Source organism: Tessaracoccus luoxuelianae, assembly GCF_054483915.1.
In genome coordinates this window covers 886123-899956 of record NZ_CM137013.1, presented here as the reverse complement: position 1 = coordinate 899956, position 13834 = coordinate 886123, and the positions used below count along the sequence as shown (strand labels likewise).

The following is a 13834-nucleotide window of genomic DNA, read 5'->3' as shown; positions in this document are numbered from 1 at the left end:
CCAGTGACTTCACCGCAGTCGCGTAGTGACCTCGTTGAGGAGTTCCTGCGGGTCGAGCCACATGGAGGGGTAGTTGCCGTACCAGCGTTGGACGCCGTCGCCGTCGATGAGCACGAAGCCGTGTCCGGGCAGCCCGGGGTGCATGCCCTTGTCGAGGACGTCGTAGGCCTTGGACACGGTGCCGTCGTCGAGCAGATACGGGGTGGTCACGCCGAACTGCTGCATGTCGGGCAGGATCTGCTCGGCGGTGTTCATGACGATGGGCAGTACCTCGATGCCCGCCTCGGCGAATCCGGGGTTCTTCTCGATCTCGGCCATCTGCATGGTGCAGGAGGCGCAGCCGGCGCCTTCGTTGAAGTAGATGAGCACCGGGTTGGGGCGCAGGTCGCTGAGGGTCACCGAGGTGCCGGCTGTGGTGGTGAGGGTGAAGTCGGGGGCGAGGCGCTGGGTGTCGCCCTGTTCGGGGATGGCGGTCCACAGCCCATAACCGACGACTGCCGCCACGATCAGCGTCACTGCTCCGCCGACGACCCGGGTCCAGGTGAGCCGCTTCGTGTCGCGCTGCGTCTCGGCCTGCTGCCGGGTTCTGAGTTGCTCGCGTCGGGAGGGTGCCGGGGCGGTGGGGGTCATCGGGGCTCCTGGGAGGTGACGGTCGGTGCGCCGGTATCCTCAGGCGCGGCGGTCGGGGTGGGGTCGGTGTCGCAGCCGTCATGGACGATCGCGGGCTGCTCGTGTCTGCGGCGGTCTCTGAGGGTGGCGACGACGAACACGGCCACCAGTGCGAGAAGCGCGAGCCCGAGGACGGCTTCGGGGATGGGGGCCGTGATCGCGATCAGCCAGGCGAAGACGTCGGAGAGCCAGGCGCCCATGCCGACCAGCGGGGCGTCGGCGCCGGTCATCTCGGTGGCGCCGGCCTGGCCGATCACGAGGATCCCCATGATCACGAACCCGACGGCGACCGCGAGGTTGACAGTATTGGTGGCCAGCGTGAAGCGGCCCACGTTGATGCGGATGGACTTGGCGCGGAGGCTGCGCATCCGCCCAGGACGCTTGTCCCACAGCAGCGCCATCACGAACAGCGGGATCACCATCCCGAACACGTAGGCCAGACCGAGCACCAGCCCGCCGACGGGTGAGCCGGACAGCGCCGACAGCGTCATCACGCCGGCCAGGACCGGTGCGCAGCAGCTGGAGGCGATGCCGGAGAACACGCCGAGGCTGAAGAAGGTGGCGGTGTCCCCGCGTGCGGTGTCCGGTGCCCGGAGAAAAGACGGCATGGACCACATCGCCCCCGACAGCGCCAACAGGCCAAGACCGATCATCAGCAGCCCACCGGCCCAGTACAGGACCACGTGGTACATGGCGATGGCGCCGGCGATCAGGCTCACCCCCATGGTGATCGGAACCAGGACCGCCGCCAGGCCGGCGGCGAACACGAAGGTCAGCGGGATCAGGCGCCAGCGGCGGTTCTTCGCCGCCGCGGCCAGATAGCTGGGGGCGAGGAAGACGATGCAGCACGGGGCGAACAGCGCGACGCCGCCGGCGAGGAACGCCGCCAGGATCCCGCCGGCGCTGAGCAGGTCGGCGCCCATCAGCGGGAACCAAGGTGGTCGACGAGCCGCGCCAGCTTGCCGCGCGGGATCCTGCCGTCGTGGAAGTAGCGCCCCGCCACCAGGGTCAGGGGGAACATGCCCGGATGGTGCTCGGCGATCAGGGCAAGACCGTGCGGTGACTCCGCCGGGACCGTCGTGAGCCGGAGCAGACCCGCGCGGTCGAGGGCATCGAGACGCTCGTGGGCGTCGTCACAGAAGTGGCAGGCGGGGGTGGTCACCAAAGTGACGTTCACCACCTGGGTCGGTGCGGTCGGCGGGGTGGGCGCCTGGATCTCGTTCACAGCCCCAGCCTCAACCCTCCTCATCAGGGAACGATTCAGCCCGGGTCAAGGTTCGGCCAAGAACACTCCCCCAGCGCAGTGAGGGGGTGGGTTGGCCTGCGGGGTGAGTCAATAATGGCTGTATGGCTGAGCCCCGCAGGTCGAGTGTGTTGGTGATCGACGACGAGCGCCCGCTGGCAGGGATCGTCGCCTCCTACCTCAACAAGGCAGGCTTCGAGACCGCATTGGCCTACACCGGCCCGGACGGGGTCCGCTCGGCGCAGGACCTGGATCCCGAGGTCATCATTCTTGATCTGGGTCTGCCCGGCATCGACGGGATCGAGGTGTGCCGCCAGATCCGGTTGTTCTCAGACTGCTACATCCTGATGCTGACCGCCCGGGCCGACGAGGTCGACAAACTGATCGGTTTGTCGGTGGGAGCCGATGACTACCTGACCAAGCCGTTCAGCCCCCGCGAGCTCGTCGCCCGCGTCAACACCGTGCTGAGACGCCCGCGCCGCCAGACCCACGGCACACAGCCGGCCGCGCCGCGCGAGTTCGGACGGCTGCGGGTGGACGCGGAAGGCCGCGACGTCTGGGTCGACGACCAGCAGGTGGGGCTGACCCGCACCGAGTTCGACATCCTCGACGCACTGTCGGCCCGGCCAAACATGGCTCTGAGCAGGCGGCAGATCATCGACGCGGTGTGGGGCCCGGGCTGGGTCGGCGACGATCACGTCGTCGACGTGCATGTGGCGAACCTGCGCAAGAAACTCGACGACCCGCCCGCGGAGCCGCGCTACATCCTCACCGTCCGCGGGGTCGGATACCGGATGGGACCAGGACGATGATGAGACTGCGCGGCTACGTCGGCCGGATGCGGTGGGGCACGCGGACGTTCCTCACCCAGGCGCTGGTGGTGGCGGTCGGTGTGATCACAGCGGCCCTGGTCGCGGTGGTGGTCGGGCCTCCGCTGTTCCACGAGCACCTGCAGCAACTGGGACACCTGGACGGAACCGCCGAGATGGGGCATGTGGAGCAGGCGTTCCTGGAGGCCGGCGTCAGATCGCTGGGCATCGGACTGGTGGTGGCACTCACGCTGGCTATCGGCCTGGCCTGGCTGGAGACCAGGCGGCTGCGCCGCCCCCTGGAGGAGCTGACCGCCGCCTCGGCCCTGGTCGAGGCAGGCGACTACAAGGCGCGCGTCCCAGACACCGCGACCAGTCCCGAGTTCAACGCCGTCGCCGACGCATTCAACGACATGGCGAGCCGCCTGGACTCCACCGAGACCAGCAGACGGCGGCTTCTCTCCGACGTGGCACACGAGCTCCGCACGCCCCTGGCCACCCTGACCGCTGAGCTGGAGGCCGTCATCGACGACGTGGTCCCCTGGGACCACGACAGCCAACAGCTGCTCACCCTCCAGGCCGCGCGGCTCAAGAGGATCGCCGCCGACCTCGACGACGTATCCCGCGCCGAGGAAGGCCGATTCACCCTCGACACCCAGGCCCAGCCGGTCTGGGAGCTCATCGAGCCCGCCGTCGCCACCGTCGCCACCCGATACGAGGCCAAGGGAGTCGTGTTGTCTGCGGACTCTCACCAGGGCCTCGTGGCAGCGGATCCGCAGCGGGTCGGTCAGATCCTGGGCAACCTGCTGGACAATGCGCTGCGGCACACTCCCGCCGGGGGAACCGTGCGCGTCAGCGCACGCGAATCCAGGGATGAGGTGGTGATCACGGTCACCGACACCGGTGACGGCCTCACCCCAGAACAGCTCACGAAGGTGTTCGAACGGTTCTACCGCGCCGACACGGCCCGCGCCCGCGACGCGGGCGGCTCCGGGATTGGGCTGACCATCGCCCGCAGCCTCGCCCTGGCCCACGGCGGCTCGCTGACCGCAACCAGCCCTGGCCCCGGACACGGCTCAACCTTCACTCTCACCCTCCCCCTCGCCAACGCGCCGGAACCGGAGCGTGTCTTGATCGATTCTTGACCCTCCATGGGTTGGATCGAGAGCTGAGCGTTCATAGCCTCGAGATCAAGGACCGGCGACCCCCGTCGGCCAGGAACGGAGCACGTACACATGTCACGCACGAAGCGGATCACCGCCACGCTGGCAGGGCTGGTCCTGACGGCCACCCTGGCGGCCTGCGCAGACCAGAGCGCAACTCCCCCGGCCGCGACCACCTCACCGACAGGGACCACCACGGCCTTAGGGACGGCGTCAGCGAGCGCCTCGTCGGACGTCGCCGCCGACCACAACGACCAGGACACCACCTTCGCGCAGATGATGATCATCCATCACGAGGGCGCCATCGAAATGTCTCAGCTGGCGATCGAGCGAGCGGAAACCCCCGAGGTTGTCGCGCTCGCCGAGCGGATCGCCGAGGCCCAGGGCCCGGAGATCGACGAGATGACCGCATGGCTGAGTACGTGGGGTGAAGACGTCTCCCCCGACGACCATGGCGGCATGGACATGGGCGGCATGGACATGGACGGAATGAGCCAGGAAGAGATGATGGCCCAACTCGACGCCTTGTCTGGCGCCGAGTTCGATCTGACGTTCCTCGAGGCCATGATCGCCCACCACGAGGGCGCCATCGAGATGTCCGAGCAGCAAGTCGCTGAGGGTCAGAACCCCGACGCGGTGGCGCTGGCCGAGAAGATCATCGCCGACCAGCAGGCCGAGATCACCGAGATGCAGGAGCTGCTCACCGGCCTCTGACCAGAACCCGGGCAGCCGCACCGTCACCAACATCACAGGACGCATCCTCACCGCCCCAACCATCACCGACCACAACACCGCCCAAGCCCCAACACCGTCGCCCCCGTTGACCTCCCCACCACCGCCCCCACCGACGGCCACCTCGACATCGAACTACCCCCACACAGCTTCATCACCCTGACCCTGGCGCTGGGCGATCAGTAGGCTCACGCGCCAAGCCTGCGTATAGGAGGTCCGGGCCATCTGACGAACTCGCATTCTTACCCCCTGCGACGCCCGAGGCGTGAGACGGTGAGGCCATGCTGGACCTGAGACGCCTCCAGATCCTTGCCGCCCTCGAGGCCGAGGGGACGATGACAGCCGCCGCCACCCGGCTCCACATGTCCACGTCGGCAATCAGCCAGCAGATGACGCTGCTCGAGCGCGAAGTGTCGCTGCCCCTGCTCGAGCGCGTCGGGCGCCGCGTGCGGCTCAACGAGGCCGGCAAGGCGTTGGTGGCCCACTACCGCGAGATTTCCGCGGCGGTCGAGGCTGCGGAGACCAGTCTGTCGCTCTATCACACCGATGTTCGGGGGACTGTTGCGATCAGCACCTTCCCGAGCTTCTGCAGCACGATCCTGCCGCAGGCCCTGATCGCTCTGCGGCGCGCGTACCCGGCGTTGGAGACCGTCGTCCGCGACATGGAGCCGGTGGAGAGCGTGGCCCGGCTTCGGTCGGGGGACATCGACGTCGCCGTGGTTGACGACCTCCACGATGTCCGGTTCGACGGGGTCGTGAGCTCGGTCCTCGCCAGAGACGAGATCGTGCTCTGCCTGCCGGCCGACTACGAATCCATGCCCGCCGCCCCGATCCGGCTGGAGGATCTCGCCGACGAGCGCTGGGTGTTCGACTCCGAAGGCAGCGCATTCGAGGTGTTCACGCGCGCGCTGTGCCGCGCCGCTGGGTTCGAGCCGCGGGTCATGGGGCATTGCAGCAATCTCATCGCGATGCTGGGGCTGGTTCGGGCCGGGTGTGGCGTCGCGCTCATGAGCGAACTGAATCTGGGCCGGGAGACCGAGGATCTCCTGGTCCGGCGACTGGAGCCGACCTGCAGCCGCGACGTCCTCGTCCTCACGCGGACCAGCGGCCTGACCCCTGCTGTGCGCGCGGTGATCAAGGAACTGCGCGCGGCCACCCGGACGCTGTACAAGGCGGGGGCCCGACGGCACGAAGCACCATCTTCCTGAAGAAGGCCCACCCGCACGGGGGGCCCCTTTAAGCGGCACTGAACAAGCTGTTCGCACCTTCGCGATGGACGCAGGGGCGGGCGCGATTTACCTTTGATACAGGCGCCAGAGAGAGGGAACCGCGCCGGGTTCCCACGACCTGAGAAAGCGTCTTTCATCGATTGTTTCCCTACCGGGCTGACGCCCGGCGATAGGTGCTGCCATGACCCTCAGTGCGTTGGATCTCTTCTCCATCGGCATCGGCCCCTCCTCGTCCCACACCGTGGGGCCCATGCGTGCCGCCCGGATGTTCGTGCGCGAGTTGGACACGCTGGGCCTCACCGAACGAGTCGACCGCGTGTGCGCCGAACTGTTCGGGTCACTGGCGCTGACCGGCCGCGGCCACGGCTCCGACAAGGCCGTCATCCTGGGCCTGCTCGGTGAGGATCCCGAGACGGTTGACACCGCCACGGTGGACGCCCGCGTCGACCACGCCATCCGGCGTGGGTCACTGCTGCTCGGCGGGGTCCGGCCGCTGATGTTCGAGTACTCGCGCGACCTCGTCATGCACATGCGCCGATCGCTCCCCGGGCACCCGAACGGTATGTCCTTCGTCGCCCTGGATCGGGAGGGCGGACTCCTCCTCGAGCGCATCTACTACTCGGTGGGCGGCGGTTTCGTCGTGGATCCGGATGCCGTGGCCCGCGACAGCACCCTGGTCGAGAACGACGTGACGGTTCGTTACCCGTTCTCCAGCGCCGCAGAGTTGTTGCAGATCTGCGCCCGCGAAGGTCTGTCAATCAGCGACGTCATGCTGGCCAATGAAGAGGCGTGGCGTCCGGAGAGCGAGACCCGGGCCCGCCTGCTCGAGATCTGGTCGGTCATGCAGGAGTGCGTCACCAACGGGTGCCACAGGACGGAGGAGCTCCTGCCCGGTGGCCTCCGCGTCCGCCGTCGGGCTCCCCGCCTCTTCGCCGAGCTCGTGGCCGAGGGCGAGACCTCCGACCCGCTCCGCGCCATGGACTGGGTGAACCTCTACGCCCTCGCGGTGAACGAGGAGAACGCGTCCGGCGGCAGGGTGGTAACAGCCCCCACGAACGGTGCCGCGGGCATCATCCCCGCGGTCCTGCACTACTACCGCGCCTTTGTCCCCGGCGCCGACGAGGAAGGCGTGATCCGTTTTCTCCTGACGGCGGCCGCCGTCGGCATCCTCTTCAAGACGAATGCCTCGATCTCGGGCGCTGAGGTCGGCTGCCAGGGCGAGGTCGGCTCGGCCTGCTCCATGGCTGCCGCGGGCCTGTGCGAGGTGCTGGGCGGAACGCCCGCCCAGGTCGAAAACGCCGCCGAGATCGGCATCGAACACAACCTCGGCCTGACGTGCGACCCAGTCGGCGGCCTCGTGCAGGTGCCCTGCATCGAACGCAACGCAGTCGCCAGCATGAAGGCGATCAACGCGGCCCGCATCAGTCTTCGTGGCGACGGCGAGCACCAGATCTCCCTCGACGCCGCCGTCCTCACCATGCGCGTCACCGGCGCCGACATGAAGACCGCGTACAAGGAAACCTCACAGGGCGGCCTCGCCGTCAGCTACACCGCGTGTTGACCCGTCTCCCGCGCGCGCACGATCCCCGGAACACGACCGCCACTACCTACCAAGGAACCCGCCATGCAGACAATGTTGTCTACGATTCAAGCCGCACCTGAGACGGCGCCCCCCCCCCCCCCCCCCCGCCGCCCTTCACGACGAGCACATGACCCGCCGCGACCCCCTCGCCTGGAAGAAGTTCGATACCGGCTGGATGATCAGCCTGTTCGGCACCGCCATCGGCGCCGGGATCCTGTTCCTTCCCATCAACGCGGGCGCGGGAGGCCTCTGGCCCCTCCTCATCGTGACGGTGCTCATCGGCCCGATGACCTACCTGGCACACCGCGCGCTGTCGCGCATGGTGTGCGCCTCACGCCGGCCGGGCGACGACATCACCGTGGTGGTGCGTGACTTCTTCGGCGACAGGGCCGGCAAGGTCGTGACCCTGTTCTACTTCGCAGCCATCTACCCCATCGTCCTCATCTACGGCATCGTCCTCATCTACGGCATCGGCATCACGAACACCGTCGACAGCGTGATCGTCAACCAGATGGGCCTGGCAGTCCCCTCCCCGCTGGCTACTATCGGGGATTCTGATCGGACTCATGATGCTCGTCATGGTGGCTGGTCAGCGCATCATGCTCATGGTCACGGAGTGGCTCGTGTACCCGCTCATCCTCATGCTCACGGGCATCACGCTCTACCTGATCCCGAGTTGGCAGCTCGACGCCTCCATGCTCCAACTGCCCGCCATGGCCGACCTGACGATGTCGGTATGGATGGTGATCCCGGTCCTCGTGTTCGCGTTCAATCACTCGCCGGCCATCTCCCAGTTCTCCCTCGCCATGAAGGAGCGCTACGGGATTCACGCGTCGGATAAGGCCTCCGTGATCCTCAAGCGCACCACCATCCTGCTGGTCCTGTTCGCGATGGGCTTCGTCTGGTCCAGCGCGCTCAGCCTCGGCCCCTCCGGCCTCGCCGAGGCGCGGGCGGCCAACCTTCCCATCCTCGCCTACGTCGCCAACGTGCACGGCAACCCCTTCATCACCTACCTCGGACCGGCCGTGGCCATCGCCGCGATCTGCTCGTCCTTCTTCGGCCACTACCTCGGCGCGGCCGAGGGCGCGGCGGGGATCGTGAGGGGCTTCGTCGACCATGACGGCTCGAAGATCAGCGACCGGACCCTGAAGCTCACGATCGCGGCGTTCATCTTCCTCACCACGTGGGCCGCGGCGGTCCTGAACCCGAGCATCCTCTCGATGATCGAGTCGCTGTCCGGTCCCGTGATCGCGATCGTGCTCTTCCTCATGCCGATGTACGCGATCAGCAGGGTGCCGGCGCTGGCCAGGTACCGTGGCCGCCTCACGAACGTCTTCGTCGTGGTGACGGGGGTCATCGCGGTGGGCGGCATCCTGCTCAGCCTGTTCCGCTGACCGGTCGCGCTCCTTGGCGCACCGTCGACCAGTGGTGTCAGGAGCGAGGGGTTTCCGGGTCGCGGCAGTCACACGCGTTGGGCTACCTCATTGGTAGATCTGGTGTCGTAGCCGGCATCAGATCTAGGAGGCCGCTTCCTGCTGGCCGGTTCGGCCGAGGTGGCACCCGGGGTGCGGGTGCACTCGGGGGCGGGCCGGATCGTCGGCCTGACAATGCGGCCGCTGACGCTCAGTGAGCGGGGCCAGCCCGGCAGACCGCCGACATCTACCGCCAGCACCTCCAACGGATCTTCCTGTTCGACCCCATCGAGGCATGGACGCCCGCGTTCGCGCCACTGGAGCGACTCACGCACGCCCCCAAGCACCATCTGGTCCCCCGCCCGGGCTGTGCGCCTCGTCGGCGTCGGCAAGGCCGGGCTGCTCCGCGGCCAGGGCAGCCGCGTCCATGCCGCGACCGGCACCTGGCTAGGGGCACTGGTCGAGTCGCTGGCCGCCCAATCGGTCCGCGTCTACGCCGAAGCAACCGACGCCCGCGCCGGGCACCTGCGCACCAAGAACACCGACCACGAGATCGACCTGATCGTCGAGGCGGCAGACCGCTCCACGGTCGCGATCGAGGTCAAACTCACCGACACCATCAGACCCGCCGACGTCGAGCACCTCACTGGCTGGCCGAACAACTCGCCTACCGCCGCCCCGACGGCATCGCCATCGTTCCCCTCGCACTCCTCGGGCCATGAACGACGGCACACCGCTGGCCATGACCTCAAGCAGATGCTGACATGTGGGTGGTCGTCCGAGGGACCGGCGCCAATGTGGTGGCCTGAACACGCCCGGGCGGCACTGGAGGCCCGCGAACGATGACGGCCAGGGAGGGCCGCCCTGGCATGCCCGCGGCGGGAACAGAATGCCGAAACCGATCTGGCGGAGTCCTTGTCGAGCGTGGCCTACCAACCTGAGGGCGCGTAGTCCTTCAGGAAGACGCCGAACAGGTCGTCGCCGGCCTGCCCGCGGACGATCGGGTCGTAGACCCGAGCGGCTCCGTCGACCAGATCCAAGGGCGCATGGAAGCCCTCCTCGGCGAGCCGAACTTTCGTGGGGTGCGGGCGCTCGTCGGTGATCCAGCCGGTGTCGACGCTGGTCATCAGGATGCCGTCGGACTCGAACAGCTCCCGCGCGCTCGTCCGGGTCAGCATGTTGACCGCCGCCTTCGCCATGTTGGTGTGCGGATGGCCGGGACCCTTGTAGCCGCGCGCGAAGACCCCCTCCATCGCTGACACGTTGACCACGTACGCCCGGGCCGGACCACTCGCCACGCTTCTCGCCGCCTCGGCCAGGCGCGGCCGCAGGCGGCTGATGAGGATGAACGGCGCCGTCTCGTTGCAGAGCTGCACCTCGAGCATCTCGAGCGCGTCCACCTCGCCGACGCCCTGGACCCAGCTGTTCGAGTCGTGAAGGTCGGGAACGAGCCCTCCCGCGTCGATCGCTGAGCCGTCGGCCAGACGCGCCAGCGACGACGAGCCCGGAGCCAGAGCCATGTCTGTCAGGCGCTGGGCGTGGCGGGCCGCGGCCTCGGCATCCGCGTGAGTGGCGGCAGAGCCGGTGACCGCGGCGTCCGCCGCCGCGAGCAGCGGGTGCGCCTTGACCGACTCGGCCAGCGCCAGAGGATGCAGGTCTCGTGTGTGCCCGAACGTCAGGAGTTCTGGGCCTTGTCCTTCGGGCCACAGTCCGTCCGGGACCGGGATCGACTCGGCGTCGACGAGGGGCGCGTAGGAACCGGCCGAGCGTCGTACGGTCTGTGCCGCGTTGTTGATCAGGATGTCCAGCGGGCCCCGAGCGGCCACCGCGTCGGCCAATGCGATGACCTGGGACGGATCACGCAGGTCGATGCCGACCACATGCAGTCGATGCAGCCAGTCGGCGGCGTCAGGCATCGCCGCGAAGCGTCGCACCGCGTCACGCGGGAATCGGGTGGTGATCGTGGTGTGGGCGCCATCGCGCAGCAACCGGAGCGCGATGTGCATGCCGATCTTGGCCCGACCGCCGGTCAGCAGCGCCCGCTTGCCGACCAGATCCGTCCGCGCCCCACGCTTGATATGACTCATGGCCGCACACGCGGGGCAGAGCTGATGGTAGAACGCGTCCACCAGCGTGTACCGCTGCTTGCAGATGTAGCAGGGCCGGGCCTTCATGAGCGTCCCGGCCGTCGGCGCCTCGACGCCTGACGTGAGCGCCAGTCCCCGCGTCTCGTCATCGATGCGGTCGGGTGCCCCAGTGGCTGTCCCGGCGACGATCGCCTTGTCGTTGTCCTGGATCGCCGCTCGCCTGACGCCTCGGCGGTGGTGCTTGACCGCCTTGAACATCCTGCTGGTCGCCTGCCGGACGGCCACGAAATCGGGGTGGGCCTCATCGAGCTCGTGGATGATGCGCAAGACCCGCAATGTCGCGGCCAGGTCGTCTGCGTCGACTCCGCTGCCGACCGCAGCCGAGGAGGGTGCTGAAATTGGCTCAGGCGCTGATGGAATCGACACGGCGCCCAGCCTACTCAGGGCTCGTCCGCGGGCTCTTCCACGGCCCCGCATCGGCGTGGTAAGCCGGGGACGCAGAGCTGTCGACAGGGGACAGCATCAGCCCGATACCCCCATCCAGGCATAGGGACCCTTCACCGACGAGCGCGCCTGGGTCATCGACCTGCCCCGAGGCCGACGGTGTCAGGATCGAAGCGGAGTCAGGCAATCGGTGCATGCTGGAGGGTGACCGGCTGCCTGCCGCGCGGGATGGCGATGTCGAAAGTGACCGTGTTGCAGTGGCGCACCCGCTACTCCGAGCTGGGCATGACGGGTCTGGATGATCTGGCGCGTAGCGGCCGGCCCCGCCGGATCGACCACCTCAAGATCGTGGCCGCATCGTTGAAGGAGACGTTCAAGTTCTCCACCGACCCCGACCTGGTGGCCAAGGTCACCGACGTCGTCGGGGTGATCGACGGTGCGCGAACCGGACCAAGTCCGAGAGGGCCTCATCCACCATGACAGGTTCCGCGCCGGCGAATGGATGCAGGGTTCACTCGAAGGGTTCGGACTTCGTTTTGTCAGCGAGCAGACTACGGGCCGCCATTCCGATCACCGCACTGTAGGTGGGGTAGGCGAACTTCACGCCGGCGAGAGTCGCCACGTCGATTCCTGCCGCCATCGCCGTTGTCACCGACTGGATGACCTCCACCGCGTTCTCGCCCACGGCGTGCGCGCCGAGGATGAGCTCGCGCCTCCTATCGGAAATGAGCTTCAGGAATCCGCGCTCACGGTCGTCGATCACCGCCCGATCGAGTGCCGTATAGGGGAAGACCCACACGACGCACTCGGCGTCGCGCTCGCGCGCCTGCTCTTCGGTGAAGCCGACGCCGGCATAGTCGGGATCGGTGAATCCGCCAGCCGGCAACAGGTGACGCGGGGTGCGGCGGTTGGTGTCGAGCACGGCGTTCTCCGCGGCGACCTCCCCCTCAAACTGCGCGGCCTGCACGAGCATGTCGCGCCCGTTCGCATCACCGACCGCGAAGATGTGCGGCACCACGCTGCGGAAGTACCCGTCGACCGGTATTGCGGACTTCACCACCTCTATCCCCGCCGCATCGAGCCCCAGGTCATCGACATCCGCCGGCCATCCCGTCGCCATGATCACGGCGTCGAAGCCGCTCGACTCCGGCCGTCCGTCCTCGCTCCAGAGCAGGGTGATGGAGCCATCCGCGGCGCGCACGAGTCCGGCAATCGTGTCGATTCCGGTGCGCACAGTCATGCCCTGCTCGACGAACGCGCGTGAAACATGCTCGGCGATGAGGGCATCGGATGCCATCAGGATGCGCGGCGCGACGTCAAGGAGGGTGACCTGCGAGCCGAACGAGCTGAAAATCGTGGCGAGTTGAGCACCGGTATTTCCGGCGCCGATGATGGCTACCCGGCCGGGGAGCTCCTGCAGCGTGAGCACCTCGTCGGGCACGGTCGCGAGCTCTGCCCCAGGCACCGGGAGCCGGCGAGAGTGACCGCCCACACCGACGATGAAGGCGTCGGCGGTGAGGCGTCGGCCCGACGCGACCACCACGGTGTGAGCATCCGTGAACCTCGCCCTGCCCTCGAGCACGAGCTCGATTCCGGCGTCGTTGAACCGCTCCGCCTCACGCTTGACGGAGCGCACCCGGTCCACCCGCTCCTGAACGCGCGCGACGGTGGTCGACCAGTCAAGCGGATGCTGCTCGACTTCGATCCCGTACGCCTCGGCGGTGCGGATCTCCCGCATCATCCGCGCCGCCTTCGCGAGAACGCGGGTCGGAACGCAGCCCGTGTTCACGCAGGTTCCGCCGGTGCGGTCGCCCTCGATGACGGCCACTTTCGCACCCAGCTCGGCCGCCCGGAGCGCGGCCGCTGTGCCGGCCGGGCCCGCCCCAATCACGACGATGTCGAAATGGTCGGTCATCGCGCCTCCCAGCGCTCGGGCTGCCGCTTAGGTGCCTGCGGCGTGCTTTGCCCAAGGTTAATCGGCGCAACCAAGTGATCGGTCGCCGGCCGCATTCTCGCCTGCCAATCCCGCGGCAAGCGGTCCTCGCCGTCCGGCATCACCACCGTGGGGAACCCGTGGGGAATGAGCCCCCCAACCAGGCAAGGAGCCTGTCCTTGGCGGCAAGCGGGACCGTGTCCCCGGGTGTCACCCGTCGCCAAAGGCGAACCAGCACCCAGAGACAGTGAATCGGCGAGAGGTTTCACCTCTCGCCGATTCCCAGTATTTGCCCTAGTCAGAGGCACTTTCTGTGCGCGAGAGAGGAGTTGAAGCCCTCTTCTGTCAGCCGATAATGACCCCCTGACAAGGACTTATGCGGATTGATTGCCACTTCGTCACCTTGCCGGGGGAATGCGTGGGGAATAGCACCGGACCCAAAGCCGCGTGATCTCGCGGCGATGGCTGCCTTCAGCATAGGCCGACGGCCGCCCAGCGTCGCGGCCCACAACGCACACGGCGTTCACCGCA

The 13834-nt window shown here is 67.9% G+C and carries 13 protein-coding genes; 8 read left to right on the top strand and 5 right to left on the bottom strand.

The features are described from left to right. Positions 1–9: 9 nt before the first annotated feature. The 3 genes from ACX1D1_RS03735 to ACX1D1_RS03725 are packed head-to-tail and all read right to left on the bottom strand — an operon-like array spanning position 10 to position 1894. Entirely contained in the window at positions 10–630 is a 621-nt protein-coding gene (locus tag ACX1D1_RS03735; RefSeq protein ID WP_459055977.1) for a peroxiredoxin family protein, read from the bottom strand. Beyond that, the gene (locus tag ACX1D1_RS03730; RefSeq protein ID WP_459055976.1) at positions 627–1592 is read right to left on the bottom strand and encodes a cytochrome c biogenesis CcdA family protein; all 966 of its coding nucleotides are present in this window, start codon (positions 1590–1592) and stop codon (positions 627–629) included. Before ACX1D1_RS03730 ends, ACX1D1_RS03735 begins: the two co-directional genes overlap by 4 nt. Further along, positions 1592–1894 carry a glutaredoxin gene (locus tag ACX1D1_RS03725; protein WP_459055975.1) on the bottom strand — a complete coding sequence of 101 codons (303 nt, stop codon included), beginning with the start codon at positions 1892–1894 and terminating at the stop codon, positions 1592–1594. The genes ACX1D1_RS03730 and ACX1D1_RS03725 overlap by 1 nt, the downstream gene beginning before the upstream one ends. 122 nt (positions 1895–2016) lie before the next feature. Between ACX1D1_RS03725 and ACX1D1_RS03720 the strand changes: the two genes are divergently transcribed. The 7 genes from ACX1D1_RS03720 (at position 2017) to ACX1D1_RS03690 (ending at position 9685) form a co-directional block, all read left to right on the top strand. Further along, positions 2017–2724 (top strand): response regulator transcription factor, encoded by a 708-nt coding sequence (locus tag ACX1D1_RS03720; protein WP_459055974.1) that lies wholly within the window; start codon positions 2017–2019, stop codon positions 2722–2724. Next, a complete protein-coding gene (locus ACX1D1_RS03715; RefSeq protein WP_459055973.1) occupies positions 2721–3866 on the top strand; it encodes a sensor histidine kinase in 1146 nt (381 codons plus the stop codon). Before ACX1D1_RS03720 ends, ACX1D1_RS03715 begins: the two co-directional genes overlap by 4 nt. A 90-nt stretch (positions 3867–3956) precedes the next feature. Then, entirely contained in the window at positions 3957–4598 is a 642-nt protein-coding gene (locus tag ACX1D1_RS03710; protein ID WP_459055972.1) for a DUF305 domain-containing protein, read from the top strand. Between the two features lie 299 nt (positions 4599–4897). Then, positions 4898–5824, top strand: coding sequence for a LysR family transcriptional regulator (locus ACX1D1_RS03705; protein ID WP_459055971.1), 927 nt, complete (start codon positions 4898–4900; stop codon positions 5822–5824). A gap of 202 nt (positions 5825–6026) precedes the next feature. Further along, a complete protein-coding gene (locus ACX1D1_RS03700; protein WP_459055970.1) occupies positions 6027–7406 on the top strand; it encodes an L-serine ammonia-lyase in 1380 nt (459 codons plus the stop codon). 587 nt (positions 7407–7993) lie between these two features. Further along, positions 7994–8821, top strand: coding sequence for an SLC5/6 family protein (locus tag ACX1D1_RS03695; RefSeq protein WP_459055969.1), 828 nt, complete (start codon positions 7994–7996; stop codon positions 8819–8821). Between the two features lie 387 nt (positions 8822–9208). Beyond that, entirely contained in the window at positions 9209–9685 is a 477-nt protein-coding gene (locus ACX1D1_RS03690; protein WP_459055968.1) for a DUF4143 domain-containing protein, read from the top strand. An 83-nt stretch (positions 9686–9768) separates the two neighbouring features. Here the strand turns inward: ACX1D1_RS03690 and ACX1D1_RS03685 are convergent, their stop codons facing one another. Further along, the gene (locus ACX1D1_RS03685) at positions 9769–11352 is read right to left on the bottom strand and encodes an SDR family NAD(P)-dependent oxidoreductase (protein ID WP_459055967.1); all 1584 of its coding nucleotides are present in this window, start codon (positions 11350–11352) and stop codon (positions 9769–9771) included. A gap of 252 nt (positions 11353–11604) precedes the next feature. Here ACX1D1_RS03685 and ACX1D1_RS03680 point away from each other — a divergent pair, with 252 nt between their 5' ends. Further along, positions 11605–11850: a hypothetical protein gene (locus tag ACX1D1_RS03680; protein ID WP_459055966.1), complete on the top strand. Its 246-nt coding sequence runs from the start codon at positions 11605–11607 to the stop codon at positions 11848–11850. A 31-nt stretch (positions 11851–11881) separates the two neighbouring features. Here ACX1D1_RS03680 and ACX1D1_RS03675 read toward each other — a convergent pair whose 3' ends face one another. Continuing rightward, entirely contained in the window at positions 11882–13285 is a 1404-nt protein-coding gene (locus ACX1D1_RS03675; RefSeq protein WP_459055965.1) for a dihydrolipoyl dehydrogenase family protein, read from the bottom strand. Between the last annotated feature and the right edge of the window lie 549 nt (positions 13286–13834).